This is a genomic window from Rathayibacter sp. AY1D5 (assembly GCF_002932515.1).
GTDB lineage: Bacteria > Actinomycetota > Actinomycetes > Actinomycetales > Microbacteriaceae > Rathayibacter.
Genome location: NZ_PSVU01000004.1, coordinates 63,283 through 90,003, shown reverse-complemented (window position 1 = coordinate 90,003; position 26,721 = coordinate 63,283). Strand labels below are relative to the sequence as shown.

The window sequence follows — 26,721 nt, the reverse complement described above, 5'->3', positions numbered from 1 at the left end:
CCTGACGACGCCCTGCGCGCCGACTATCCTGACAACCGATGGTCTTCTCGCGTTATTCCGCTCCCGAGTTCGATCCGTACGGCGACGCCCGTGCGCTCCCCGGCGACGACGCCTGGCCCGCACCCCTCGCGGCCGGCGCTCTCGACGCCGAGGTCGGCCTGCCCGGCTCCAAGTCGCTGACCAACCGGGAGCTGGTGCTCGCTGCGCTGGCCGACGGGCCCTCCACGCTGCGGGCGCCGTTGCACTCCCGCGACAGCGCCCTGATGATCGAGGCGCTGCGCTCGCTCGGCACCACGATCCGGGAGTCCGGCTCGACCGGCGGCTTCGGCGCCGACCTGGTCGTGGAGCCCGCGGAGGAGCTGCTCGGCTCGACGACGATCGACTGCGGGCTCGCGGGCACCGTGATGCGCTTCGTCCCGCCGCTGGCCGGCCTCGCGCTCGGCCCCACCACCTTCGACGGCGACGCGTACGCGGCGAAGCGGCCGATGGGGGCGACGATCGCCTCCCTCCGCGCGCTCGGCGTCGACGTCGCCGACGACGGCCGCGGCGCGCTCCCCTTCACCGTCCACGGCTCCGGGGCCGTCCGGGGCGGCGACGTCGTCGTCGACGCCTCGCGGTCGAGCCAGTTCGTCTCGGCGCTCCTGCTGGCCGGCGCACGCTTCGAGGAGGGACTGCACCTGCGCCACGAGGGCAGCGCCGTCCCCTCCCGGCCCCACATCGACATGACCGTCGCCGCACTGGCGGCACGGGGCGTCGAGGTCGGCACGCCCGCCGACGGCGAGTGGACCGTCGCGCCGCAGCCCATCGCCGGCGCCGACGTGCTGATCGAGCCCGACCTCTCGAACGCCGCGCCGTTCCTCGCTGCGGCCCTCGTCACGGGCGGCCGCGTCCGGCTGCGCCACTGGCCGACCGTCACCACGCAGGTCGGGGCGCACCTCGAGCGGATCCTGCCGCTGTTCGGCGCCCGGGTCGAGCGGGACGGCGAGGACCTCGTGGTCACCGGCGGCGACGAGATCCTGGGCGTGGACCTCGATCTGTCGGAGGGAGGCGAGCTCGCCCCCGCCCTCGCCGCCCTCGCCGCGCTGGCCTCCACTCCCAGCACCCTGACCGGGATCGGCCACATCCGCCACCACGAGACGGACCGCCTCGCCGCCCTCGCCGCCGAGATCACCGGCCTCGGCGGCCGGGTCACGGAGCTCGAGGACGGTCTGCGCATCGAGCCCGCCGAGCTCCACGGCGGCCGCTGGCGCACCTACTCCGACCACCGCATGGCCCACGCCGGCGCTCTGATCGGCCTCGTGGTCCCCGGCGTGGTGATCGAGGACGTCGCGACGACAGCGAAGACCCTCCCGCAGTTCCCGGAGCTGTGGACGACCCTCGCCGGATCGGTCTGACCCGTGTCGTGGTGGACGGACAGCGGCCTCGACGCCGACGGTGCTCTCGACGACTTCGACGGGTACGACGAGTCGGACGCGCGGGTGCGCCCGAACCCGAAGGGCACGAAGCCCCGGACCAAGAACCGGCCCGCCTACGAGGACGCCGAGATCGCGATGGTGCTCGGCGTCGACCGGGGTCGCTACACGGTGATGATCGGCGACGGGACGCCCGAGGAGCACGAGTTCACGGCGGCCCGGGCCCGCGAGCTGCGGCGCCAGGCGATCGTGGCCGGCGACCGCGTCGACGTGGTCGGGGACTCCAGCGGGGACGAGGGGACGCTCGCCCGCATCGTCCGCATCCGCGAGCGGTCGACCCTCCTCCGCCGCAGCGCCGACGACACCGACGCGATCGAGCGCGTGATCGTCGCCAACGCCGACCAGATGCTCTGCGTGGTGGCCGCCGCCGACCCCGAGCCCCGGACCCGGCTGGTCGACCGCTACCTGGTCGCCGCCTTCGACGCCGGGATCACTCCGATGCTCTGCATCACCAAGACCGACCTCGCGGACCCGGCCCCGTTCCTCCGCAACTTCGAGGGGCTCGACCTCCGCGTGTTCCTCTCGAGCCAGGACGAGCCGCCGGTCGACGAGATCGCCGACGCCCTCCTCGGCCACGAGACCGTGGTCGTCGGGCACTCCGGAGTCGGCAAGTCCACCCTCGTGAACAAGCTCGTCCCGGACGCGCACCGGGCCATCGGGCGCGTCAACACCGTGACGGGCCGCGGTCGGCACACCTCGTCCTCCACCGTCTCGCTCCGCGTGGAGCGCGGCGACCGGCACGGCTGGGTCATCGACACCCCCGGCGTCCGCTCGTTCGGACTCGGCCACGTGAACACCGACAACATCCTCGGCGCGTTCACGACACTCGCCGTGATCGCCCGGGACTGCCCGCGCGGCTGCACGCACCTGCCCGACTCCCCCGACTGCGCCATCATCGAGGCGGTCGAGGGCGGACTGCTGGGCGCCAGCGGACCGGAGCGCCTCGACTCGCTCCAGCGCCTCCTGACCACCTTCGCCACGACCGACGGAAGCAGACGATGACCGACCTCTCCCCCCTCCCCGCCGAGGCGCGCCTCGCCGCCGGCGACTCCGCTCCGGAGTTCACGCTGCCGAACCAGGACGGCGAGCCCGTCTCGCTCGCGGACTACCGCGGACGGCGCGTCATCCTGTTCTTCTACCCCGAGGCCGACACCCCCGGCTGCACCACGGAGGCCTGCGACTTCCGCGACAACGCGGCGTCCCTCCGCGACTCCGGCTACGAGGTCCTCGGGATCTCGCGGGACGCCCCGGAGGCGCTGCGCCGCTGGGCCGACGCCCAGGGCATCGCGTACCCGCTGCTGAGCGACCCCGACATGACCGTGCACCGCGCGTACGCGGTGTGGGGCGAGAAGAGCCTCTACGGCAAGACCGTCGTCGGCGTGCTGCGCTCGACGTTCGTCGTCGGAGCCGAGGGAGCGCTCGAGTTCGCGCAGTACGGCGTCCGGGCGACCGGGCACGTGCAGGCGCTCCGCAAGAAGCTGAAGCTCGTCTGACCCCGGGGCGCGCGGTGCAGGTCATCGTGCGCCACCGGCTCTCGGGGTTCCGCTCATCTGCGAGCATCTCTCATGTCGACGTGAGCGGCACCGCCCGGTGCCCCGTCGGGACGAGGGGTGGTCAGGGTGCGCTCGAATGCTCGCAGGACGACGGCCGCAGCGGCGATCGCGGTCGTGGCCGCTGTACTGGCGGGCTGCACGCCACCGGAGCCGGCGCTCACCGCCGCCAGGGTGCTGCAGGCGGTGTCCGTCGCCGTCTCGTTCGACGGGGGTGTCCGTGCGATCGAGGGGACGGCCCTCGCCGTCGGCGACGACCCGTCCGACACCTCGGCGACCACCACCGTCTACAATCCCCCCGAGGTCGCCGCCGACCTGCCGGTCCGTGTGCGGCCCTCGTGGCGTACCGCCGACGCCTCGGGCACCGATCCGGCCGGCCTCGCCGGGCGCTCGGGTCGGATCGAGATCTCGCTCGCGGTGGAGAACCTGACGGTCCGACCCGAGGAGGTCGCGTTCGACGCGGCCGGTCGGGCAGCCCGCCGCAGTGCACTCGTCGGCGCTCCGCTGACGATCGCAGCCTCCGCGGTCCTGCCGGGCGTCTCGCCGAGTCGCGTCGTCACCGAGAGCGAGTCGGGGGCCGTCACCAACGGCGTGCTCAGCCGTGACGAGCACGGAGACGCCGTCGTGCAGTGGGCCGCTCTCCTCGCTCCCCCGGGCGGTGGCGCGACGGCGACGCTGACCCTCGTCGCCGACGTCGCCGACTTCGCCGTCCCCGCCTTCGACCTGGCGGTCCAGCCCGGCCTGAGCACCGACCCGACCACCGAGGGGGCGCTGGGCGCCGCGTTCGACTCCTCCGACGCCTCGCCGCTCGCCCTCGAGCGCCGCACGATCGAGGTCGTCACCGCGGTGGACGACCTGCTGACCCAGGCCGGCACCACCGTCGCCGAGGTGCGGGCCTCGCTCGACGCGACCTCCGAGACTCTCGGTGTCCGCACGGCCGAGGAGCTGCGGGCCGGCGCCGCCTCGACGGCGGCCTCGATGCAGAGCCTCTCCGGGCAGCTCGGCGCGCTCCGGGCGCAGCTGTCGTCGACGGTCTCGGGCACCGAGTCCGGCCTGCTGGCGCAGCTGTCCGAGGCGATCGACGCGGTGGACGCCCTGCTGGGCGACACATCGGCCGCGGTGCCGCCGCCGACGGTCTCGGGCAGCGGATGCGGAGTCGCCGTCGACGGCGGCCGCTCCGGCTCGATCCACTCCGAGCTGCTGCGGCTCACGGCCGAGCTCGACGCGTACGGGACGGCGGCCGAGTCCTGCCGCGACGAGGTCGTCGCGGCTGTCCGTGCTGCCGCGGGGCCGGCACAGCCCTCCGCCGAGACCTGCACGGCACCCTCGACCACCTGCTCCCTCGCCGCCTCCGGAGCCGCCGTCGACACCGTGCTGCTCGGGATGCTCGATCGCGGGCAGGACCTCGTCGACTCTCTGCAGCCGGAGCTGATGGACGGCGTGCAGGCCGGGTTCGCCGCCCTCGCGAGCAAGGTGGACGCCGCGTCGGCCTCGGTGGACACCCTGGCCGACCCGGAGGGATCCGTCACCCGGGCACTCGCCGCCCTGTCGGCGACGCTGGACGAGCTCGACGCGGACACCGCGGGCCTGGAGACGACGGTCGCCTCGGTCGGCACCGCCGCCACGACCGCCCTGGACGAGCTCGGCACGCCGACCAGCACGGGGTCGCTGTCGGCGCAGAACCAGGAGCTGGCCGATCGGCTCTGCGAGCTGTCGCCGGCGACACAGTCCCCTGCTGCCGCACCCACGCCGACCGGGCGCCCGACGCGCGCACCCGTGGAGGTGACCCGGGGCTCCGTCGAGGAGCTCCGCGCCTACCTGACCGCGACGCCCTGCTCCGGCACGGGCCGCCTCGACGCTCCCGACGGCTATCCGGCCCCCCTGGCCGACCGGCTGAGCGACCAGGTCCACGCGTGGACCGCCGTCGCCTCCACCGTCGGCAGCACCGGCGCTAGTGCCGACCTCGCCGCCCTGCGCGCCGCGCTCGCCACGGTCCGCAGCGGCGTGGCCGAGGCCGGCGCGACGGCCGGCGCGGACGACGCGCGCCTCACCGGCCTACTCGCCTCCCTCCGCACCGGCGTCGACGCGCTGACCGCTCAGCGCGACGCCCTCGGCACCCGCATCGACGCTCTCGGCGCCCAGCAGGACGCTCTCGCACCGGCGATCCAGGAGGCGTTCGCCGAGGCGGACACGGCCGCCGCATCCGCGGTCACCGCACTCCTCGACGAGCAGGTGCGGCGGATCTCGACGCGCTCCGGCGCCGACGCCGACGCGGTCGTCGCGATGTTCGGCCGGTCGGTCTCGAGTCTGCGCACGGCCTCCTCCGGCATCCGCTCCGACGGTGCGGCGACGGTGGACGCCGGGCACCGGGATCTCCGCACCGCGGAGGCCCGGATCGGCGGGGCCGTCTCCGAGCGGACGCGCGCCTCCCTGGCCGGCATCGCGACGACGATCGACGCCTCGACCCGCGACACCGACGCGGCCGCCGCGCTCCTCGCAGCCGATCTGCACAAGGTGCTCCTGGACCTCGGCGACCGGACGGTCGGCGGCTCCGGCCTGCTCGGATCGATGACCACGAGTGCCGCGAAGGTCGGCACCGCCGACGTGCAGCTCGCCCTCGCCTCGCAGAGCGCACGGGGCTACGCCGCGGTGCGGTCCGAGGACGTCTCGGGCATCCTGCTGGCGCAGGCCCAGGAGCGGGCCTCCCTCCGAGCCGGGGATGCGCTTCCCGCGTTCCACCTCGACCTGCCCGAGGGCACGCGGACTCGGACGGTCTACTCCTTCCGGATCGGGGACGAGCGATGACCCGCCCGGGCAGGCGCGCGGCGCAGCACCCCCGCACCGCTCGACGGACCACGATGCTGGTCGGCGGCGCCGTCGCCCTCCTCGGCGTCAGCGGTGCCTTCGTCTCCCTTCTGCCGCCGCAGTCGGCTCCGATGACGGAGGTCGCCGCTCTGCCTGTCGGCTTCTCGTGCGCCCGGGTGCCCGAGCAGCTGACGCTCGGGGTGGTGGTCTCGCTCAGCTCGGCTCCGGGCGAGGGCGCGGAGTGGAAGGACGCGGCGAACGGTGCCGTCGTCGCAGCGCACCGGTCAGCGATGGGCGGCTGCGAGATCGGTCTCGTCGCCGTCGACGACCACGGGACGCCCGAGGGTGCCCGCGCCGCCGTCGAGGAGCTGACGGGGCAGGGCGTGTCCGGCCTCGTCCTCGCGACCCACGGCATCCACACCGCTGCGGCCGTGGACGCCGCTCGGGCAGCGGGGACAGCGGCCGTCCTCCCGTACGGAGGCGGCCCCGCTATGCCCGGCGACGGCGTCTGGTCCCTCGGACCCGACACCGCCTCGGCCGACGCGGCACTCGTGGAGGAGGCCGGCGGAGGCGCCCGGGTACTCCTCGTCGACACCGGTGGAGGCACCCCGACCGGTCTCTCGCCCGCCGCGACGGTGACCGCCGATCCGGGCGCCGCCGCGGACGTGATCATCACCGCCGCCCGCCCGCACCTCGAGGGCGAGCCGGCGGTCGAGCGCGTCGTCGTGTCCGGCCCCGCCGCGGCGCAGGCGACGGCGGTCGCCGCTCTGCAGGCGGCGGGGGCGTCCGTCCCGATCCTGCTCACGCCCGACGCGCTGAGCCCCGCCTTCGCTCCCGCCCTGGCCGCGGCCGGAGGCACCCTCTCGGGAGATCTGACGACGATCGGCACGGATTCCGGCGACGCGGTCGCTCTCCGCGGCGACGAGCGCGGGCGCGCGGCCTCTGCGTTCCTGGGGGCTGTGCGGATGACCGCCGACGATGCCGCGCGGACGACCCTCCTCGGCGACCGCGCGTTCCGCGATCTCGCCGCGGTCGCGGACGCCCCCAGCCACGACGCCGTCGTGGCGCTGGTGCGAGCCGCGGCCGTCGCAGGCAGCAGAGAACCCGCGGCGGTCGCCGCCGCACTCCGGGGATCCACGATCGGACCGGCGGACGGGCTCGCCGGTCCGCCGCTCGACTTCGGCGCCGCGCACGCTCTGGACGTCCCGGCACTCCCCCTCCACTCCTCGCCGCAGCGCCTCGGCCTGCGGCCCGCCGACCCGCCGCTGCTCTGGTTCGCCGGACAGCCCCGACCGTGAGCCCCCGGTGCGACTCCTCCTCGACCTCGACGGCACCCGCTCCGACATCGACCTCGGCCGCCACCGCGACTCCGCGACACTCGGCGAGCTGATCGCCACCGCCACCGGGCACCGCCTCCCGCCCGGGACGGCCCTCGCCGTCGACACCGCCCTGCATCCTGTGGAGACCCGGCTGGCCGATCTGCTGCTGCTCGAGGGAACGCGGATCGCCCGCTCCCCCCTGCCCCGACCTGCCGCGGCCCGCGGGTGGACGGCCGTGCTGTCGGGCGGTCTCGGCGCGGGAGCCGTGGTCGAGATCCCGCGGGCCCGCGCGCTGATCGTGGGCCGCTCCCCGCACGCCGACGTCGTCCTCGACACGGCGAGCGCCTCCTGGGAGCACTTCTCGGTGACCCACGAGGGCGACGGCCTGCGGGTGCACGACGCCGACAGCACCAACGGCACCCTGGTCGACGGCGTCTCCGCGACCGGGGACGGGGTCCTCGTCTCCGACGCCGCGGTCGTGATCGCCGGTGGGGCGGCCCTCCTGCTGCGCCCCGCGCCCCCCGAGCTCCTCGCGCCCGAGCCGGGGAGCGCGGACAACGTCTCCGCGACGGCGACCGTGCCCTTCAACCGGCCGCCGCGACCGGGACGTCCGGCGGCCGGCGAGGCGGTCGTCCCGCCGGCCCGCCTCGAGATCGCCTCCGCCACGACCTTCAGCGTGATCACCGTCGCCGCGCCGCTCGTCCTCGCCTTCGCGATGGTCCTCATCATGGGCGATGCGCGCTACGCCCTCTTCGCCGCGCTCAGCCCCGTGGCCGGAGTGGGCCTGTGGTTCGAGCAGCGGCACCGGCACGCCCGAGCGACCCGGTCCGAGGAGCAGCGCTACGGCGAGGCGCTGCAGACGCTCCGCGACGACATCGCCCGTTCCGCGCGTGTCGAACGGGCCCGCCTCGAGGAGGACGCGCCCGACCCGGCGACGACGATCCGCCGGGCGGCGCTGCCCGCCACGTCGCTGTGGCAGCGGCGCGCGACCTCCGCCGATGTGCTCCGCCTGCACATCGGGGTCGGCGACGTCCCGTGGTCACCCCCGCTCGATCAGCGCGGAGTGCCGCGGCTCGAGGAGGAGGTGCGGGCGATCCTCGCGGTGAGCGTCGTCCCGAGCGCGCCGGTGTCCATCGATCTCGCGGACTCGGGCGTCGTCGGGATCGTCGGCGACCGCGAGGGCGGCCTCGCTCTGGCGAGGAGCCTGCTCTGCCAGGCGGCGGTCCACTGCGGTCCGGCCGACCTGGCGATCGGGGTGTTCTGCGACCGGCGACGCGACTCCGACTGGAGCTGGGCCTCCTGGCTCCCCCACACGCGTCTGCCCGGGGGCGGACGCCGACTCTCCGACCGGCGCGACCGCAGCTCCGAGCTCCTCCGCGCCCTCCGCGAGGAGGACTCGCCGCGCGTGCTCCTGGTGCTCGACTCCGACGTGCTGACCGAGGGACGCGCCGCTCCGGCGCGCGAGCTCCTCGGACTCGGCCGCGGCGAGCGCGAGGCGGCGATCCGGATCTCCGGCCTCGTGCTCGCGGCGTCGGAGGAGCAGCTCCCAGCCTCCTGCACGGTCGTCGTCCGGGTCGGAGCGGACGCCTCAGCGGTCCTCTCCCGGCCCGACGAGCGGATCACCGTCGAGGACGTGGTGCTCGCCGGTCTCGCCTCCTCCACGGCCGAGCGCTGTGCGCGCGACCTGGCGCGCTTCGAGGACCCGGAGCTCGTCACCGCGGGGGCGGCTCTCCCCGCGCTCGTGCGGCTGCCGCCCCTGCTGGGCGCCGATCGTCCGACCGCCGCGGACGTCCGGGGGTGGTGGTCGAGCGCCCGGGGCGTGCGCGCGCCCGTCGGCTCGTCCGAGCACGGTCCGCTCGTGCTCGATCTCGTCGCCGACGGCCCGCACGGCCTCGTCGGCGGCACCACAGGCTCGGGCAAGAGCGAGTTCCTGCGCTCCTTCGTGGCCGGCCTCGCGGCCTGGAACGATCCGACGCGCCTCACCTTCGTGCTCATCGACTTCAAGGGGGGTGCAGCGTTCGCGTCCTGCGAGCGGCTCCCGCACACGATCGGCGCCATCAGCAACCTCGACGCCCAGCTCGCCGACCGCGCGCTGCGCTCGCTCGAGGCCGAGATGCGGCGTCGTCAGCGGCTCTTCGCCGCCGCCGGCGAGGGTGTCGACGACCTCGACGCGTACTGGGCCACCTCGCCGCCGGAGCCGATGCCGCGGCTCCTGCTCATCGTCGACGAGTTCGCCGTTCTCGCGAAGGAGCATCCCGACGTCCTGACGTCCCTCGTGAGCGTCGCCGCGGTCGGCCGGACGCTCGGCGTGCACATGATCCTCGCCACCCAGCGTCCGGCCGGAGTGGTGAACGACGACATCCTCGCCAACACCAACCTCCGCGTCGCCCTCCGGGTGCAGAGCCGGGACGACTCCGCCGACGTGATCGGAGTCGCGAGCGCGGCCGAGATCTCCCGCTCCCAGACCGGCCGGGCGTACGTGAAGCGTGGCCAGAACGACATCTCGCCCGTCCAGACGGCGCTGGTCACCGGTCGCGCGGAGGCGGCGGCCGTCGAGGCGATCGAGGTCCGCCCGGTCGGACACACAGGCGTCCCGGTCGAGGGCCCCTCCCCGGTCGCCGCCGACGAGACCGCCCCGACCGATCTCGACCTCCTGATCGACGCGGTGGTCGAGGCGGACGCCGCTTCGGGCTTCGGCCCTCCCCGCCCGATCTGGCCGGAGCCGCTCGAGGACACCGTGGCCCTCAGCGGTTTCGGCGCGGAGGAGTCCGACCTCGGTCGCGTCGTCGGCGACGTCCTGCACGTCGCACTCTCGGACGACCCCGACCGGCAGCGCCGGACGCCGACCGGCTGGGATCTGGGCGAGGGGAACCTGCTCCTCATCGGCATCCCCGGCAGCGGCACCAGCACGGCGGTCGCGTCGATCGCGCTGACGGCCGCCCGCCACTTCCCCCCGGACGAGCTCGACCTCTACGTCCTCGATGCCGGTTCCCGCGACTCCGCCCCGCTTGCGCGACTCCCGCACACCGTCTCATACGTCGGCGCAGGTGGCGGATCCCACGAGAAGCAGACCCGGTTCCTCCGTCACCTGCGCGACGAGGTGCGCCGGCGCCGAGCATCGCCCGGGGGCCACCGTCGTGCGCTGGTGCTCGTCGACGGTCTCGCGACTCTGAAGGACGAGTTCCAGGACTGGGAGGGCCTGGCTCTGATGGAGGCGTTCACCCGCGCCTACGCCGACGGACCGGAGCTCGGCCTGCACTTCGCGGTGACGAGCACCCGGGCGAGGGCGATCCACTCGGTGATGGAGGAGGTCACGACGCAGAAGTGGCTGTTCCGCCTCGCCGACCCGCAGGACTACGCCGCCGCCGGGGTGAAGCCGGTGCAGGCGCCGGCAGCGGTGCCGGGGCGCTGCGTTCTCACCTCGTCGCTCCTGCAGACGCAGGTCGCGACTCCGAGGGCCGGTCTCGACGACGCGATCGCCGAGCTCGCGGCCGCCTGGCCGGATGCGCGCGGCAGGACGAGCACGGTCGGCACGCTTCCCGACAGGGTCGCCGTGAGCGCACTCGGGATCGAGGCCCGCTTCGATCGCGAGCCGTGGCTGCTCCCGATCGGCCTCGGCGAGTCGGACCTCGCCCCGCTGGCGTTCCAGGTCTTCGAGGGCGAGCACGTCGTCATCGCCGGACCCGCCCGATCGGGCAAGTCGACCGTGCTGCTCGCCCTGGCCGAGGCGGCGCGGGCCGCCGGCTCGGTCGCCGTCTGGGGAGTGTGCGATCGACGCTCCCCGCTGAGGGGCGCCGACCTCGACCGACTCGCCGTGGGCGCGGAGGAGCTCCGCACCCTCCTCGCGTCGCTGTCGACGGAGGAGGGCCCGGTGCTGCTCCTCCTCGACGACGCCGAGCGCTGGGACGACACCGACCAGGCGCTGATGAGGCTGGTCTCGTCGGGTCGCCCGGGACTCTGCGTCGTGCTGGCCGGCCGGTCGAGCGAGCTCCGCAGCCATTTCGGGAACTGGACGAAGAAGGCGGCGGCCTCCCGCTCCGTGCTGCTGCTCCAGCCCGACGTCGACAACGACGGCACTCTCCTCGGCGCGCAGATCCCGCGGCGCTTCCCCGTCCCGCCCACGGTGGGCCGGGGCTTCGTCAGCCTCGACGGCGAGATCCACTTCGTTCAGTCGGTCTCGCCGACGCCGGCGGACGGCGGCTGATCAGCCCTCGGGCGGGTGATCGCGCCTCCGCCACCGAGTCGATCGGCGCATCCTCCTCGAGAGCGCTCCGACGACCCCGAGACGCACCGATGGAGGAGCGCGGAGGAAGGAGCGCGGAGACGACGAGCACGTCCCGCCCCCGCTCGCCGGAGCACGCAGGGGCGGGACGGCCGGTCAGCTCCCTCCGCCGGCGGCGAAGATGTTCTGCGAGATCGTCGCCAGCTGGCTGCGCAGCTCCTCGAGCTCCTGCTTGGCCTTCTCGAGGGCCGACTTCGTCTCCGGCCAGGTCGACGAGCGGAACTGCGAGGCCAGCGGACCGTCCCAGACGTTCGGATCGGACAGTGTCCGCCCCTGTGCGTCGAGCCGGCTGATCTGATCGGCGAGGCCGCCGTTGACGATCGACTGGATCTGCTGGATCGCGGACTTCGCCTCGTCGGTCGAGAGAACACGTGACATGGATCACACCTTTCTACCCCTGCGGACGGGACCGTCCCGACCGCTCCCCACTCCACCGTCGTTTAATGAGGATGTCTCGTCATGGTAGAAGGCAAGACAGCACAGACGGCTCGCGTGGCGTCGACGGCTCGACACTGGCGCGGGAGGTCGACTCACTCGCGAGTGGTGATCGCGAAGGGACTGCTCGAGAGGTCCGAGAACGCGCCCACTCGGGCGCGCAGCTCGCAGGACGGAGTCACCGTGAGGGCGGTCACCGTCAGCCCGTCGGACGACACGGCGACCGCGCCGCCGCAGCCGTCGCTGAACCGCACGCCCTCCACTCCGCCCGCGATCGCGTCGAGCATGCTGCTCGCCGGCGCGGACGACGGCGTCGCGAGCAGGGGGTTCACGGGGTCGGCCCCGCTCGGCCAGACCGGCACCAGCGTCACCGGCAGCGGGGTCCGGCCGACCGTCCGCGCGGGAGTCTCGATCCGCACATCCCGCAGCCGCTGCACGGGATACGCCGTCCCGGTGACCGCAGGGTCGGCCACGGCCTGTGCCGTCGCAGACGCTGCCGCCGCCAGCCACCCGTCCAGGGCGCTCTGCTCGGCCACCGCGATCGGCACGGTCGCCGTGACGTCGACGATCCCCTGCGCCGGGACGTGCAGGTCCGTCAGGCTCCAACCGCAGCCGACCCCGACTCCGGTGACGCTCGGCCGGTTGCGCACCGCCGTCACTCCGGACCAGCTGGCCGCGGGGCACGCCGCCGCGGCGTCCGGGCCCGGCAGCACCTCGAGGAAGGACCCCGAGAGGGGCGCGCTCTGGGCGGAGTAGGAGATCTCGACGACCACGGCCCGTCGCTCCGCGTCCCAGGTGGCCGATCGCGTCACTCCGAGGCCCGTCGGCAGCGGCCGGTCCTGCTGCCGGGCCGACAGGTCGGCATCCGGCGCCGAGGCCCGTGCTCCGCCGCCGCGCGGCTGGACGGCGAGGAGCACCGCCCCGATGAGCAGGACGCCGGCGCCGAGGGCGGCGAGGATCATCCGCAGACGTCCGCCGCGCCCCCGCCGAGCTGGAGCCTCGAACGGCCGTTCCACCAGGCGCAGCTCGCGGCGCGGCACCGGGCGGAGCACGGTCGCCTGCGACGACGGGCCGAGCTCGGGAGCGGGCCCCTCCTCCACCGGCTCCGACGACATCTCCACCGCCATCCCGCGGAGGACCGTGCCCGGGCGCTCGGCCTCCTCGAACTCCGCCGCGCCCGCCGCGCGCGGCAGCGCCGGCAGCCCGGCCAGCGCCGGGGAGAGGCGTCGCAGGATCCCCGCCGCCTCCGCAGCCGTCGGCCGCGACGCCGGATCCTTCGCGAGCATCCGGTCCAGGAGCGACGCGAGCCGCGGCGGCAGATCCAGCGGCGGCGGGAGCATCGCGACGTGCCGGTAGGCGACCGCGACGTCGGCGCCGGGGCCCGCGAACGGGGTCCGGCCGCACAGCAGCTCGTAGAGCAGGATCCCCGTCGAGTAGACGTCGCTCGGCGGGCCGGCCGCTCCGGTGGCGAGCATCTCGGGCGAGAGGTACTCCGGCGTCCCGATGACACCCGTCGTCGCGCGCGGCCCCTCGGCGACCACGTGAGCGATGCCGAAGTCGGAGACGCGGACGGCGGAGCCCGCATCCTCCGCACCCTCCGCGAGCAGGACGTTGTCGGGCTTCACGTCCCGGTGGACCGTGCCGATCGCATGCGCGGCGGCGAGAGCGTCGAGGATCGAGGCCGCCACGGGCAGCGCATCGACCGCCGGGAGGGTGCCCTCGTCCCGCAGCAGCTCCCGCAGCGATCCGCCGCCGACGAGCTCCATCACGATCCCGAGCGTCTCCCCCTCCACGACGAGGTCGAGCACCTCCACGACGTGCGGGTGCCGCAGACGGGTGAGCACCGACCTCTCACGGACGAACCGCTCGACCAGGCCCGCGTCGTGCACGTGCTCACCGCGGAGGAGCTTCGCCGCGCGGTCCGGCCCCTGCGCGTCGGCGACGCGCCACACCTCGCCCGCGGCACCCGAGCCGATCCGCTCGAGCAGGCGGTAGCGCGCCCCCAGCGGATCCCCAGCACTCCTCGCCATGCCGCCTCCCGATCCGAGCTTCCGTCATCTTCGAGAGGAAACATAGCGGAGACCGCTCGGGCGGATCAGCGGTGGCGCATCGGCCGGATCAGAACCCCTCGTTGGCGCGCGGTGCGTAGTCGGCGCCCAGCGCCTCCAGCTCGTCGGCGGTCAGCTCCACGTCCAGCGACGCGACCGCGTCGTCGAGGTGGTGGAGCTTCGTGGCTCCGACGATCGGAGCGGTGACCGCCTCCTGCTGCCGGACCCAGGCGAGCGCCACCTGCGCACGGGGCACGCCGCGCTGCTCGGCGATGCGTGCGACGGTCGCGACGGTCCGCCGGTCGGCCTCCTCCTGCTGGCGGTAGAGGGTGCCGCCGAAGACGTCGGTCTCGGTGCGCGCCGTGGTCTCGTCCCAGTCGCGGGTGAGCCGGCCCCGGGCGAGCGGCGACCACGGGATCACGCCGACTCCCTGGTCGACGCAGAAGGGGTGCAGCTCGCGCTCGTCCTCGCGCTGGATCAGGTTGTACTGGTCCTGCATCGAGACGAACCGCGTCCAGCCGCCCAGATCCGCGGTGTACTGCGCCTTCGCGAACTGCCACGCCCACATGCTCGAGGCGCCGATGTAGCGCGCCCTGCCCGAGCGGACGACGTCGTGGAGCGTCTCCATCGTCTCCTCGATCGGCGTCTCGGGGTCCCAGCGGTGGATCTGGTAGAGGTCGACGTAGTCCGTGCCGAGACGCCGGAGGCTGTCGTCGATCGCGCTGAGGATGTGCCGCCGCGAGAGGCCGCCGCCGTTGGGGCCGGAGCGCATCCGCCCGTGGACCTTCGTGGCGATCACGACCTCCTCGCGGACCGCGAAGTCCGCGAGCGCCCGGCCGACGAACTCCTCGCTCGTGCCGTCGGAGTAGACGTCCGCCGTGTCGAACGTGGTGATCCCCAGGTCCAGCGCCCGCCGGAGGAAGGTCCGCGACTCCTCCTCGCCCATGCTCCAGCCGTGGGCCCCGCGGTCGGGAGCGCCGAAGCTCATGCAGCCGAGGACGATCGAGGAGATCTGCAGGCCGCTGGAGCCGAGTCGGGTGGAGTCCATGCGCGTCGCTTCCGTGTCGAGGAGGGGGTCCCTCCAGCGTCGCACCCGCGAGCGGCGGCGCGCCAGCCGTCCGGCTACACGGCCGGATCGCGACGAGTGGCGGCGACCACGCTCGGGAGGAACAGCGCGACGACGGCCACCACGGCCGGCGCCAGCAGCGCCCAGCCGATGTCGGGCACGGCGTACTGGCCCTGGAAGGCGCCGAGCGCCACCGCCATCATCACCAGCTGGATCGTCAGCGCCGACGCGCGCATCCAGCCGCGCCGTCGCACGGCGCCGAGCGTCGTCGCGGCGGCCCAGCACACGGCGATCAGCGCGAGGACGACGATGGCGATCCCTCCGCCGACCGTGTCGGCCCGGGTCGTCAGCAGCTCGAGCACGAGCCACGCCGCGACCCCGGCGACGGCGAGCGTCTCGAGGGCCAGGACCGCGATCAGCACCACCAGACCGAGCGGCCGGGAGGCGGCCGGGCGGGGTCCGCGGGACCCGTTCGCGTCAGCGGTCACAGGCACATCCCATCCAGGACTCTTGATTCGGGCTCATCCCCGTGACAGGCTAGTCCAGTTCGTTTCACCGCTCACAGGGTCGTGGGTTTCCGCCGATGTGAACATCCGATCCCGCCGCGCCGTCAGGCACGGGGGCGAGCCGGATGACCAGCACTGGAGCCGGGTGGCCGACGCAGTGCTCGCGCATCGCGTCGAGTGCACCGGCAAGAACCGAGCGTTCTCCCGTCCACCACCCCGATCCACCCCGCGCTCCAGCACGGGGCCTCGTGGCGTGCGCCGGTGAGGGCGCGGAGGTCGAGTACTGGTCGGGATCGTCGGCGTGGATCGATCATCCCACCCGAACACTGCGTGGTTCCTCCACGCACGCCTTCACACAAGGAGCACCCGCATGGACTGGCGCGACAAGGCCGCTTGCCTCACCGCAGACCCCGAGCTTTTCTTCCCGGTCGGCAACACCGGCCCGGCCGTGGACCAGATCGAGAAGGCGAAGTCGGTGTGCGCACGCTGCACCGTCACCGAGGTCTGCCTCCAGTACGCCCTCGAGACCGGCCAGGACTCGGGCGTGTGGGGCGGCCTCAGCGAGGACGAGCGTCGCGCCCTGAAGCGCCGCGCCGCTCGCGCACGCCGCGCCTCCTAGGCGCACGAGCCGCTCGGCGGCACGAACGACCCCGACCCCCGTCGCCTCTCGGCAGCGGGGGTCGCGTCGTCTCCGGGCTCAGGAGCGGGCGCGCTCCAGCCACCGCAGCGGCACCTCGATGGTGACCTCGGTGCCGCGCCCGACCAGCGTGTGCCAGTCGATGGTGCCGCCGAGCTCGCCCTGGATGAGCGTGCGCACGATCTGCGTGCCCAGACCCGATCCGACCTTGCCCTCCGGCAGCCCGACGCCCGTGTCGCGCACCTTCACCGTGAGCTCGTCATCGCTGCGCGAGGCGACGATCTCCACGTCGCCCTCCCGTCCGGCCAGGCCGTGCTCGACGGCGTTGGTGACCAGCTCGGTCAGGGCGAGGGCGAGCGGAGTCGCGTACTCGCTGGGCAGGTTTCCGAAGCTCCCCGTCAGCTTCGGGTGCACCGTGGTGTTGTGGGTCGAGGCGACCTCGGCGATCAGCAGCAGCACCCGGTCGAAGACCGCGTCGAAGTCGACGTTCTGGTTCAGCCCCTCCGAGAGCGTGTCGTGCACGACCGCGATGGCGGCGACGCGGCGCATCGCCTGCGTGAGCGCCTCCCGGGCGAGGTCGGAGTGGGTGCGCCTGGCCTGGATCCGCAGCAGCGAGGCCACGGTCTGCAGGTTGTTCTTCACGCGGTGGTGGATCTCGCGGATCGTCGCGTCCTTGGTGATGAGCTCCCGCTCCTGGTGGCGCAGCTCCGTCACGTCGCGGCACAGGACGACGGCGCCGACCCGCTCGCCGCGGTCGCGGATCGGGATCGCGCGCAGCGACACCGTCACTCCGCGGGCCTCGATGTCGGTGCGCCACGGCGCCCGGCCGGTCACGACCAGCGGGAGCGACTCGTCGATGACGACCTTCCCCGCGATCAGCTTCGTGGTGACCTCGGCGAGCGACTCCCCCTCGAGCTCGTCGGCGAAGCCGATGCGGTTGAACGCCGAGAGGGCGTTGGGGCTCGCGAACGTGGTGACGCCGTCGACGTCCAGGCGGATCAGGCCGTCGGACGCGCGCGGCGCCCCGCGGCGAGGACCGGTCGGCGCGCCCAGATCGGGGAAGTCGCCCGAGGCGATCATCGAGAAGAGGTCGTTCGCGCAGTCGTTGAACGTCAGCTCCTGCCGGCTCGGCGTGCGCGTCTCGCTGAGGTTGGTGTGGCGCGTGACGACCGCGATGGGGCGGTCCGTCGTGCCGCCGTCGGAGGCCCCCAGGCGGCGCAGGACGGGCACCGCGCGCACGCGGGTGGGCGTCTCCTCGAACCAGTCCGGGGCGGAGGTGTCGACGATCCGCGCGGTCTCGAACGCCTCGACGACCTGGGCGCGCCACTCCGACTTGATCCTCTGCCCGACGAAGTCGCGGTAGAAGAGCGTCGCCGCGCTGCTGGGGCGCGCGTGGGCGACGGCGACGAAGCTGTCGTCGGCCGTGGGCACCCAGAGCACGATGTCGGCGAAGGCCAGGTCGGCGAGCAGCTGCAGGTCGCCGACGAGCAGGTGCAGCCATTCGACGTCCGCTTCGTCGGATCGGCCGTGGGAGAGGACGAGGTCACTGAGGGTCGACACCCGACAAGCCTAGGGCGCGGCCGGGCGGTGCACGCCGGGCTCGCTGTCCACAGCTCGGGACGGCCGACGATTATCCACAGTCTGCGCCTCTGCACTCCATGAGCATCCCTCGACTGCTTCGATGAGGTCGTCCTCGCGTGCCGACCCAGCGCGCCCCGCCCGTCGAGCAGAGAGGTGACCCGGACCCGTGAACAGCTCGTCCTGCCCCAGGAGATCGCCGCATGAGCCTTCCCCTCCACGCCTTCGACTACCGCACCCTCCCCCTCGACCCCGAGGCGGCCGTGGAGCGGCTCACCCTCGCGGAGTTCTTCGCCCCGCAGCCTGCGACCCGCGCGGAGCTGCCCGACCCGGAGCCCCTGCTCGCCCGGCTCACGCACCTCGTGATCGAGATCCTGGAGGGCTCGCGCGAGATCGACCAGATCGCGCGGTGGCTGAGCGACGAGGTCTACCACCACCTGCAGAAGCGGGTCGTGCTCGCGGCCCGCGCCCGCAGCCTGCGGAAGCGGACGGCGCAGCGCGTCCCGTTCACGGTCGGACGGGTGATCGTCACGGAGCCGCGGGACGGCGTCGTCGAGGGAGTGGTCCTGGTGCATCACCGCGCACGGAGCCGGGCCGTCGCGATCCGGCTCGAGGGTACGGACGCCCGCTGGCGTGCCACCGCGATCAACGTGCTGTGAGGAGCGGGTCAGCGCTCCCGGGCGGCCGCACCGGCCGGGAGCACGATCTCCACTCCCCTGTCGCGCAGGGCCTCCTCGAGCTCCGGGGGCGGCGGGGCGGCGGTGACGAGATAATCCGCGCGACCGAGCTCCGCGACCTCCTCGGGGACGGCTTCACCGCCGCGGACTACGACCGCGTCGGCGGACTCCCTCCCCAGCCCGGCTCACAAGCGGTGTGCGCAGCGGTGGAGTCGACGCTCGAGGCCTGCTGCGTCCCCGGGCTCGTCCTCGAGGCGGACCGGCCGACGACGATCGGCCTCGGCGACACCTTCGCCGGCGGCTTCGTCTCGGCCCTCGCGCGCCGCGAGTCCTGACGGCGGGCGAGGCGGGGTCCGAGCCTCCGCAGGAACGCCGACGGCCCCGGACACCCGCTGCTGCGGGACCGGGGCCGTCGGCGTCGTCCGGGGAGGACTCAGCGGCGCTTGGACTGCGCGCGTCGCTCCTCGCGGTTGGCGGGGGCGTCCGAGCCGCCCGGCTTCTGGCCGAAGGCGCCGGTCGTCGGAGTCTCCTCCGCCGCGCCCTCGGGGAGCGCCTTGCGGGCCTCCTCGGCGCGGGCCTTCGCGGTGGCCGCCTGCTGCACCTGTCCGCGCTGGTCGCGGACCTCGACGCCGCCGGTGTCGCTCGGAGCCGAGTAGCTGAGCTTCTCGGCCGGAGCGACCGGCTGAGCGAGGCCCTTGGCCGCGACTCCGGCGACCTCGCCCTGCTTCTGGGTCACCTCGACCTCGAGGTTGAAGAGGAAGCCGACGGTCTCCTCGCGGATCTGCCCCATCATCTGCTGGAACAGGGCGAAGCCCTCGCGCTGGTACTCGACCAGCGGATCGCGCTGGGCCATCGCGCGCAGGCCGATGCCGTCCTTGAGGTAGTCCATCTCGTAGAGGTGGTCGCGCCAGCGGCGGTCGATCACCGAGAGCACGACACGGCGCTCGAGCTCGCGCATGGCGGGAGAGCCCAGCTGCTCCTCGCGGCGCTGGTAGGCGAGCTGCGCGTCCGAGAGGATCTCGCGGCGCATGAACTCCTTGTTGATGCGACCGCGGCTGCCCGCCTCCTGCACCACCTCGTCGATGGTGAGGCTGATCGGGTACAGCGTCTTCAGCTCGGTCCAGAGGGCGTCGAAGTCCCAGTCGTCGCCGTTGCCGTCGCCGGTGTGCACCTCGAGGATCTCGTCGATCACGTCGACGAGGAACTTCTGGGTGCGCTCGTGCAGGTCGTCGCCCTCGAGGATGTGGCGGCGGTCCGAGTAGATCGCCTCGCGCTGGCGGTTGAGGACGTCGTCGTACTTGAGGACGTTCTTGCGGATCTCGGCGTTGCGGGCCTCGACCTGGGACTGGGCGCTGCGGATGGCGCGCGAGACGACCTTCGACTCGATGGCGATGTCGTCCGGGACGTTGCCCCGGCCCATGAGCGCCTCGGCGGCGCCGGAGTTGAACAGGCGCATGAGGTCGTCGGTGAGCGAGAGGTAGAAGCGGCTCTCCCCCGGGTCGCCCTGGCGGCCCGAGCGTCCGCGGAGCTGGTTGTCGATGCGGCGCGACTCGTGGCGCTCGGTGCCGAGCACGTAGAGGCCGCCGGCGGCCTGGACCTTCTCGGCCTCCTCGCCCACCTTCTCCTTGACGGCGGCGAAGACCTCGTCCCACGCGGCCTCGTACTCCTCCGGGGTCTCGGAGGGGTTCAGGCCCTTGGCCGTCATCTCGGAGACCGCGAGGAACTCGGCGTTGCCGCCGAGCATGATGTCGGTGCCTCGACCGGCCATGTTGGTCGCGACGGTGACGGCGCCGAGGCGGCCGGCCTGGGCGACGATGGCCGCCTCCCGCGCGTGGTTCTTGGCGTTCAGGACCTCGTGGCGCACGCCCTTCTTGGCGAGCAGGCGCGAGAGGTACTCGCTCTTCTCGACGCTGGTCGTGCCGACGAGGACCGGCTGCCCGGCCGCGTGGCGCTCCGCGATGTCCTCGACGACCTGGGCGAACTTGACCTGCTCGTTCTTGTAGACGAGGTCGGCGTTGTCGATCCGCTGCATCTTGCGGTTCGTCGGGATCGGGACGACGCCGAGCTTGTAGGTCGACATGAACTCGGCGGCCTCGGTCTCGGCCGTTCCGGTCATGCCGGAGAGCTTCGCGTAGAGGCGGAAGTAGTTCTGGAGCGTGACGGTGGCCAGGGTCTGGTTCTCGGCCTTGACCTGCACGCCCTCCTTCGCCTCGATGGCCTGGTGGATGCCCTCGTTGTAGCGGCGTCCGGCCAGGATGCGGCCGGTGTGCTCGTCGACGATCAGGACCTCGCCGTTCAGCACGACGTAGTCCTTGTCCTTCTTGAACAGCGCGCGCGCCTTGATGGCGTTGTTGAGGAACGAGATCAGCGGGGTGTTCGCCGACTCGTAGAGGTTGTCGATGCCGAGGTAGTCCTCGACCTTCTCGATGCCGGGCTCGAGGACGCCGACGGTGCGCTTCTTCTCGTCGACCTCGAAGTCCTCGCCCTCGTCGAGGCGCTTGGCGAGGTTGGCGAACTCCGCGAACCAGCGGTTCGCCTCGCCCGACGCCGGTCCGGAGATGATCAGCGGGGTGCGGGCCTCGTCGATGAGGATCGAGTCGACCTCGTCGACGATGGCGTAGAAGTGGCCGCGCTGGACCATGTCCTGCGCCTGCCACGCCATGTTGTCGCGGAGGTAGTCGAAGCCGAACTCGTTGTTCGTGCCGTAGGTGATGTCGGCCGAGTACTGCTCGCGGCGCTGCTCCGGGGTCTGGCCCGAGAGGATCACTCCGGTCGTCATGCCGAGGGCGCGGAACACGCGCCCCATCAGCTCGGACTGGTACGACGCGAGGAAGTCGTTGACCGTGACGATGTGCACGCCGCGGCTGGCGATCGCGTTGAGGTAGGCCGGGAGGGTCGCGACGAGCGTCTTGCCCTCTCCGGTCTTCATCTCGGCGATGTTGCCCAGGTGCAGGGCGGCGCCGCCCATGAGCTGCACGTCGAAGTGGCGGAGGCCGAGCGTCCGGCGCGAGGCCTCGCGGACGGCGGCGAACGCCTCCGGCAGCAGGTCGTCGAGGGACTCGCCGTTCGAGTAGCGCTCGCGCAGCTCGACGGTCTCGTTCTTCAGCTCCTCGTCGCTGAGGTGCGTGAAGTCCTCTTCGAGGGCGTTGACGGCCTTCGCGTAGTTCTCGAGGCGACGGATGACCCGCCCCTCCCCGACGCGAAGGACCTTTTCGAGGACAGAGGCCACGGGGTACTCCAAAAAAGTAGAAGACAGGAGTCGCGCGCCGGAGCGCGGACCGCGACCAGCCTAGCCGGGGCGGGCGGCGAGCGGTCGGGGCGACGCGTCCGCCCTGGGCGGACTCCCTGCCTGGGCACGGGGAGGGCCCCGGAGCGGATGCTCCGGGGCCCGGGGTCGGATCTCAGCCGGCGGCCTGCTCGGCGAGCTCGTCGGCCTCGTCGCCGAGGCCGATCACGCCGTAGTCCCAGCCCTTGCGGCGGTAGACCACACTCGGGCGGTTCGTGTCGGAGTCGATGAAGAGGTAGAAGTCGTGTCCCACCAGCTCCATGTAGTCGACGGCGTCGTCGACGGTCATCGAGACGGAGGCGAAGACCTTCTTGCGGATGACGACGGGGCAGTACGGCTCCTCGACCTCGTCCTCCACCGGCTCCGGCGCCTCCTGCACGGGGATGACGCCCGTGCTCAGCTGCTCCAGCACCGCCGCGTCGGCCGGCTGGATGGCGACGACGCTGAAGTCGTCGGCGGCCGCGTCGCGGAGCGAGGTCGGCCGATGCTGGCCCCGATGGACCTTCTTCCGGTCCTTGGCGCGTCTCACCCGTTCGAGCAGCCGGCCGATGGCGACGTCGAACGCCGCGTACTTGTCGGCTCCGCTCGCCTCGGCCCGGACCACGGGCCCCTTGCCGATCAGCGTCAGCTCCACGCGGTCGCCGCCGGCCGAGCCCTTGCCCTCGGCGTGCCTGCTCGCCTTGATCTCGAGTGCGAGAGCACGATCGGCGAGGTGCGCCACCTTGTCCGACTTCTCCGTCGCGTACGCGCGGAAGCGATCGGTGATGTCGATGTTGCGTCCTGTGATGTCGATGTCCATGACAACCTCCCAGTCGAGTACGGCGTGCCGCCTTTCTCCGGGGCGGACCGTTCACGCCGTGCCCCCACCGTAGACCCCGGCCACCGGATCGTCACCGGGAGTTCGCCCGGATTCTGCTGCTACGTTCCCTCCTCGTTGCGCGGTGCCGGCCAGGGCCGCCGCGGCCCGGACCGTCCCGCCGGCCGCACGCACGGCGCGCCGGAGCTCGAGCAGGGTCGCGCCGGAGGTGACCACGTCGTCGACGAGGACCACCGGCGGCCACGACGAGAGCGGACGGCGGGCGCGGAACGCCCCGTCGAGGTTGCCGCGCCGCTCGACGCGGCCGAGCCCGACCTGGTCGCGGACCATCCGCGACCGCCGGAGAGGACGCGCCGCCCGCCCTCCCGCCGCGGCGACCAGCTGCGCGACGGGATCGGCGCCCCGCCGCACGCGGCCGAGCCAGGAGCCGGGCGGGACGACCAGGATCGCGGGGCTGCCGGCGAGCGCCGCGCCGAGGGCCGGACGCAGCAGCGCGCCGAGCGGGGCGAGGCAGGCCGTGCGGCCCTCCTCCTTCAGCGCGACGACGAGGCGGCGCACCGTGCCCTCGTACGGGGCACCGGTGACGACGAGGAGCGGATCGTCCGGCGGCCCGACGACGCGGGTCAGCAGGCACGCCGAGGCGGCCGCGTCGGCCGAGCAGTCCGGACAGGGCGCCCGGCTCGTCGGCTCTCCGCAGGCGGGGCACTCCAGCGGGAGGAGGACGGCGAGGGCGTCGAGCAGGTGATCGGAGAGCATGCCTCCACGTTCGCCGTCCCGGCCGCGGCGCGTCGGGCAGATCCGTCGGATCGGGACGATCCGCCCGCCCGACGCGCCTGGGGAGGAGCATCCGGAGCGCGCCGCCGTCGGAAGGGCTCGTCGCCGCCGACAGGACCCGTCAGGACCCCATGCCTGTCTGCGCCGCGAGCAGCCGGATGTCCGTCGCGGTCGTCTGCCAGGCCGAGCCCCGCTGCTGCCGGAGCTCCCCGCCCTCGGCGAGGATGCGGATCTGGGTCGAGGTGTTGCCCGCGGCGATCTGGACCGTGCCCGTCGTCGTGCCGAGCGCCGTGGCGCCTCCGCCGAGCAGGTTCATCGTGACGGCGTCCTCTCCCGTCGAGCCGCGGACGACCGACACCACGTCGAGCTCGTCCGTCCAGGCCGCGGCGACCGCGGTCCCCAGAGTCGAGCGGAGGACGACCGGCTCGCCGACCGCCACCGGGTCGCCGTCCCGTGAGCGGGTGATGCCGGCCACCAGCACCGTCGCCTGCTGCCCGTCCTGGGCGAGCGCCAGCATCCGGGTGCCGTCGCGCGACACGGCGATCGAGGCGAGCGACTCGACCTCGCTCCAGGCCGTCGCGACCTGCATCGAGCGCGAGCCGTCCGCGGAGTACGCCACCAGCTGCCCGGGCGAGGCCGACGGCACCGACCAGACGTACCCGAGCGGATCGATGGACGGCGCGACGAGGCCCGACCGCGCGTCGAGGAGGACGTCGGCACCGTCGGGCTCCACGAGGCTCACGCCCGCGGCGGTGAGCACGGCGGCCGATGCGTCCGAGTCGGCCCCGCGCTGCTCGCCGAGGACCGCGGCCCGCGGCTGCAGCGCCTCGATCCGATCCGAGATCCCGAGGCCGGCCAGCCCGGAGGAGCCGAGGAATCCGAAAGCGTCGTCGGTCAGCACGAGCGGCCGGGTGTCGACGCGGGGCGAGGTCGGCAGGCCGGTGACCTCGGAGGGGACGTCGATCGGGTTCTGCTCGACCGAGAGCGCGACTCCGGTGACGTTCGAGACGTTCGCGAGGCTCCGGTTCAGCTGCAGGGCCATCAGCCGCCACTGCGCCGGATCGGCCTCGAGAGCGGCCGGGTTCAGGTCCACCACGGCGCGCTGCGACTCGACCGGGACGGTCTCGGCCGCCAGCGTCGTCCCGGTCGGGAAGGCCGACACGACGGCGGCGGAGTCCCGCAGCCACGGCGTGGGGCCGCGCAGCAGCTCCGTGACGATCGTGGTGCTGGTGGAGCTGTCGGCGCGCGAGGCGAACCAGCGCAGGTCCGGCACGAGGTACTGGTATCCGGGGTCGAAGAAGTAGAGCGCGTGCGTCGAGAAGACCTGCTCGAAGGTGGTGCGGTCGATCACCACGCCGCTCGGCGGCGCGCTGATGCGCCACTCGCCGTTCTCCTGGACGAAGCCGTAGTCGAGGGTCAGGCCGGCCGTGGTGGCGACGTCGGTGTAGACGCCGGTCGCGTCGACCTCGGCGACGGGCGTGATCGTCAGCGAGAGCGTGGATCCCGACTGCGGCGATGCGGAGCGCTGGCCCTCGTCGACCGTGACGTGCTCGCCCGGCGTCCAGTCGGCTCCGGTGGAGAGGAACTCGCGGGCGATCTTGTAGTTGTTCTGCGGGCTCGACGCGGCGTCGATGAAGCCGGTCAGGATGTCGCGCTGCGACGCACCGACGGCGGGTCCCGACGGGAGGAAGTCGTACTGGAGGTCCTGCGGCGCGGTGTCGGGCCGTCCGACTCCGACGTCGCCGTCCCGCGGGATGCCGGCGCACCCGGCCAGCCCGAGCGCGAGCAGCGCGGCGGCCGCGGCGGCGCGGAGGACGCCGCGCCTCACGGGAGCACCCCCGCGGCCCCGACCGGAGGAGCCTGCAGCGGCGGGAGGACGATCGGGCCGCTGTAGGCCTGCTCGCCCGCGTCGACCGGGGGCAGCGGGAGCGGCGAGGCCTCGATCCGCTCGCCGCGGTGCCGGGGCACGGTCAGGCGGAAGCAGGCGCCGCGATCGGGCACTGACCAGACCTGCAGCCAGCCGTGGTGCAGGGCGGTGTCCTCCTGCGCGATGGAGAGGCCGAGGCCGGTGCCGCCGAGCGTGCGGCGACGGGACGGATCGGCGCGCCAGAAGCGGTCGAAGACGCGCACCACCTCCTCGCTGCTCATGCCGTGCCCGTAGTCGCGCACCGCGAGGGCGACCGCGCTGGCGTTGCTGTCGACGGTGACGACGACCTCGCGGCCGTCGCCGTGCTCGATCGCGTTGCCCAGCAGGTTGCGGACGATCCGGCGGATGCGGCGCGGATCGAGGTCGGCGTCGAAGTAGCCGCCCGGGGCGGAGAGAGTGAGCCGGGAGCCGTTCGCCTCGGCGATCCCGCGCATCGCCTCGATCTCGTCGCCGGCCAGCTTCACCAGGTTGACCGGCTCGAGCTCGAGCTCGGCCGACCCCGCGTCGTGGCGGGAGATCTCGAGCAGGTCGGCGAGGAGGCTCTCGAAGCGGTCGATCTGGCTGTGCAGCAGCTCGACCGTGCGCTCAGCGACCGGGGCGAAGTCCTCGCGCTGGTCGTAGAGCACGTCCCCGGCCAGCTTCATCGTCGTCAGCGGCGTCCGGAGCTCGTGCGAGACGTCCGAGACGAACCGCTGCTGGACCTGGCTGAGCGTCGCGAGCTCGCTGATCCGGTCCTGCAGGCTGTCGGCCATGCCGTTGAAGGACCGGGCGAGGGTCGCGATCACATCCTGGCCCCGCTCCGGGATCCTCACGTCGAAGTCGCCGGCGGCGAGGCGCTGGCTCGTCTCGGCCGCGACCCGGACCGGGGCGACGACGATCCGCACGACGACCCAGCTGACCGCTCCGATCAGCAGGATGAGCAGGATCCCCGCCACGTTGAGCACCTGCTGCACGAACTGGAGCGTCCGCTCCGCGTCCGCGAGGGAGTAGCCGATGTACAGCTCGTAGCGCCCGGCCGAGCTCGGCAGCTCGAGGGTCGAGCCGACGAGGATGCCGGGCTGCTGCTGACCGGAGGCGTCGAGCGTCACCGACTGCCAGTACTGCCCGTCGGAGCCCGCCTGCACCCGCTCGCGCAGCGCGTCGCTGATCACGCCGTTCTGCAGCTCGCGGTTGTAGATGTCCTGGGGCGCCAGCGAGGACGCCTCCTGGTCGGGCGAGCGCACGACGGCGATCAGCGCGGAGGAGGAGGCGTCCCGGACGGCGGTGCGCACCGAGCTCATCACCTCCTCCATGTCCTGGCGGGTGGAGACGGTGGCGGCGTCGAGGTAGCCCTGCGCGGCCCGGGTCGCGCGCGACGTGTCGCCCGTGACCTGCGTCAGCCGCGACTGGAACAGGTTGTCGCTGATGCTGTACGAGAGGTAGACGCCGGTCGAGCCGATGGCGATGCCGCTGAGCAGAACCGTGATCGCGACCGCCCGGAACTGCAGCGACGTGCGCCACACCCCGAGCACGCGGCGGGGCCACCGGCGCACGTCGGGAGCG

General features: G+C 73.5%; 19 protein-coding genes. 9 read left to right on the top strand and 10 right to left on the bottom strand.

Annotated elements, in window-relative coordinates; all coding sequences use genetic code 11:
* Positions 1–38 precede the first annotated feature (38 nt).
* The 6 genes from aroA (at position 39) to C5C82_RS02285 (ending at position 11,350) form a co-directional block, all read left to right on the top strand.
* Positions 39–1,394 carry a 3-phosphoshikimate 1-carboxyvinyltransferase gene (gene aroA, locus C5C82_RS02310; protein WP_104283374.1) on the top strand — a complete coding sequence of 452 codons (1,356 nt, stop codon included), beginning with the start codon at positions 39–41 and terminating at the stop codon, positions 1,392–1,394.
* A 3-nt stretch (positions 1,395–1,397) separates the two neighbouring features.
* Positions 1,398–2,474: a ribosome small subunit-dependent GTPase A gene (rsgA, locus tag C5C82_RS02305; protein WP_104224119.1), complete on the top strand. Its 1,077-nt coding sequence runs from the start codon at positions 1,398–1,400 to the stop codon at positions 2,472–2,474.
* Positions 2,471–2,965 carry a thioredoxin-dependent thiol peroxidase gene (bcp, locus tag C5C82_RS02300; RefSeq protein ID WP_104232788.1) on the top strand — a complete coding sequence of 165 codons (495 nt, stop codon included), beginning with the start codon at positions 2,471–2,473 and terminating at the stop codon, positions 2,963–2,965. Before rsgA ends, bcp begins: the two co-directional genes overlap by 4 nt.
* Positions 2,966–3,091: 126 nt before the next feature.
* Positions 3,092–5,827 carry a hypothetical protein gene (locus C5C82_RS02295; protein ID WP_146085946.1) on the top strand — a complete coding sequence of 912 codons (2,736 nt, stop codon included), beginning with the start codon at positions 3,092–3,094 and terminating at the stop codon, positions 5,825–5,827.
* The gene (locus tag C5C82_RS02290) at positions 5,824–7,125 is read left to right on the top strand and encodes a hypothetical protein (protein ID WP_146085945.1); all 1,302 of its coding nucleotides are present in this window, start codon (positions 5,824–5,826) and stop codon (positions 7,123–7,125) included. The genes C5C82_RS02295 and C5C82_RS02290 overlap by 4 nt, the downstream gene beginning before the upstream one ends.
* Positions 7,126–7,132: 7 nt before the next feature.
* The gene (locus tag C5C82_RS02285; protein WP_104354544.1) at positions 7,133–11,350 is read left to right on the top strand and encodes an FtsK/SpoIIIE domain-containing protein; all 4,218 of its coding nucleotides are present in this window, start codon (positions 7,133–7,135) and stop codon (positions 11,348–11,350) included.
* Positions 11,351–11,524: 174 nt separating this feature from the next.
* Here C5C82_RS02285 and C5C82_RS02280 read toward each other — a convergent pair whose 3' ends face one another.
* From C5C82_RS02280 to C5C82_RS02265, 4 genes are all read right to left on the bottom strand, one after another.
* Positions 11,525–11,806, bottom strand: coding sequence for a pyrophosphorylase (locus C5C82_RS02280; protein WP_104224124.1), 282 nt, complete (start codon positions 11,804–11,806; stop codon positions 11,525–11,527).
* 152 nt (positions 11,807–11,958) lie between these two features.
* Positions 11,959–13,893: a serine/threonine-protein kinase gene (locus C5C82_RS02275; RefSeq protein ID WP_104354543.1), complete on the bottom strand. Its 1,935-nt coding sequence runs from the start codon at positions 13,891–13,893 to the stop codon at positions 11,959–11,961.
* An 88-nt stretch (positions 13,894–13,981) separates the two neighbouring features.
* Positions 13,982–14,959 (bottom strand): aldo/keto reductase, encoded by a 978-nt coding sequence (locus tag C5C82_RS02270; RefSeq protein WP_104283369.1) that lies wholly within the window; start codon positions 14,957–14,959, stop codon positions 13,982–13,984.
* A gap of 74 nt (positions 14,960–15,033) precedes the next feature.
* Positions 15,034–15,465, bottom strand: a complete 432-nt coding sequence (locus tag C5C82_RS02265; protein WP_104354542.1) for a hypothetical protein — start codon at positions 15,463–15,465, stop codon at positions 15,034–15,036.
* 388 nt (positions 15,466–15,853) lie between these two features.
* Here C5C82_RS02265 and C5C82_RS02260 point away from each other — a divergent pair, with 388 nt between their 5' ends.
* Entirely contained in the window at positions 15,854–16,102 is a 249-nt protein-coding gene (locus C5C82_RS02260) for a WhiB family transcriptional regulator (protein WP_055788231.1), read from the top strand.
* 78 nt (positions 16,103–16,180) lie between these two features.
* Here C5C82_RS02260 and C5C82_RS02255 read toward each other — a convergent pair whose 3' ends face one another.
* Positions 16,181–17,680, bottom strand: a complete 1,500-nt coding sequence (locus C5C82_RS02255; protein WP_104224128.1) for a sensor histidine kinase — start codon at positions 17,678–17,680, stop codon at positions 16,181–16,183.
* Positions 17,681–17,901: 221 nt separating this feature from the next.
* On the opposite strand from C5C82_RS02255, the gene C5C82_RS02250 reads away from it, so the two are divergent.
* Entirely contained in the window at positions 17,902–18,357 is a 456-nt protein-coding gene (locus C5C82_RS02250; protein ID WP_219812326.1) for an Rv3235 family protein, read from the top strand.
* A complete protein-coding gene (locus tag C5C82_RS02245) occupies positions 18,354–18,710 on the top strand; it encodes a hypothetical protein (RefSeq protein ID WP_104354541.1) in 357 nt (118 codons plus the stop codon). Before C5C82_RS02250 ends, C5C82_RS02245 begins: the two co-directional genes overlap by 4 nt.
* 98 nt (positions 18,711–18,808) lie before the next feature.
* Here the strand turns inward: C5C82_RS02245 and secA are convergent, their stop codons facing one another.
* The 5 genes from secA to mtrB form a co-directional block, all read right to left on the bottom strand.
* Complete coding sequence (secA, locus tag C5C82_RS02240) at positions 18,809–21,604, bottom strand: preprotein translocase subunit SecA (protein ID WP_104354540.1); 2,796 nt, start codon at positions 21,602–21,604, stop codon at positions 18,809–18,811.
* Positions 21,605–21,776: 172 nt separating this feature from the next.
* Positions 21,777–22,460 carry a ribosome hibernation-promoting factor, HPF/YfiA family gene (gene hpf, locus C5C82_RS02235; protein WP_104224131.1) on the bottom strand — a complete coding sequence of 228 codons (684 nt, stop codon included), beginning with the start codon at positions 22,458–22,460 and terminating at the stop codon, positions 21,777–21,779.
* Between the two features lie 51 nt (positions 22,461–22,511).
* Positions 22,512–23,234, bottom strand: a complete 723-nt coding sequence (locus tag C5C82_RS02230; protein ID WP_104339627.1) for a ComF family protein — start codon at positions 23,232–23,234, stop codon at positions 22,512–22,514.
* A gap of 139 nt (positions 23,235–23,373) precedes the next feature.
* A complete protein-coding gene (locus C5C82_RS02225; protein WP_104354539.1) occupies positions 23,374–25,080 on the bottom strand; it encodes an LpqB family beta-propeller domain-containing protein in 1,707 nt (568 codons plus the stop codon).
* The gene (mtrB, locus tag C5C82_RS02220; RefSeq protein ID WP_244230606.1) at positions 25,077–26,711 is read right to left on the bottom strand and encodes an MtrAB system histidine kinase MtrB; all 1,635 of its coding nucleotides are present in this window, start codon (positions 26,709–26,711) and stop codon (positions 25,077–25,079) included. Before mtrB ends, C5C82_RS02225 begins: the two co-directional genes overlap by 4 nt.
* Positions 26,712–26,721: the final 10 nt, after the last annotated feature.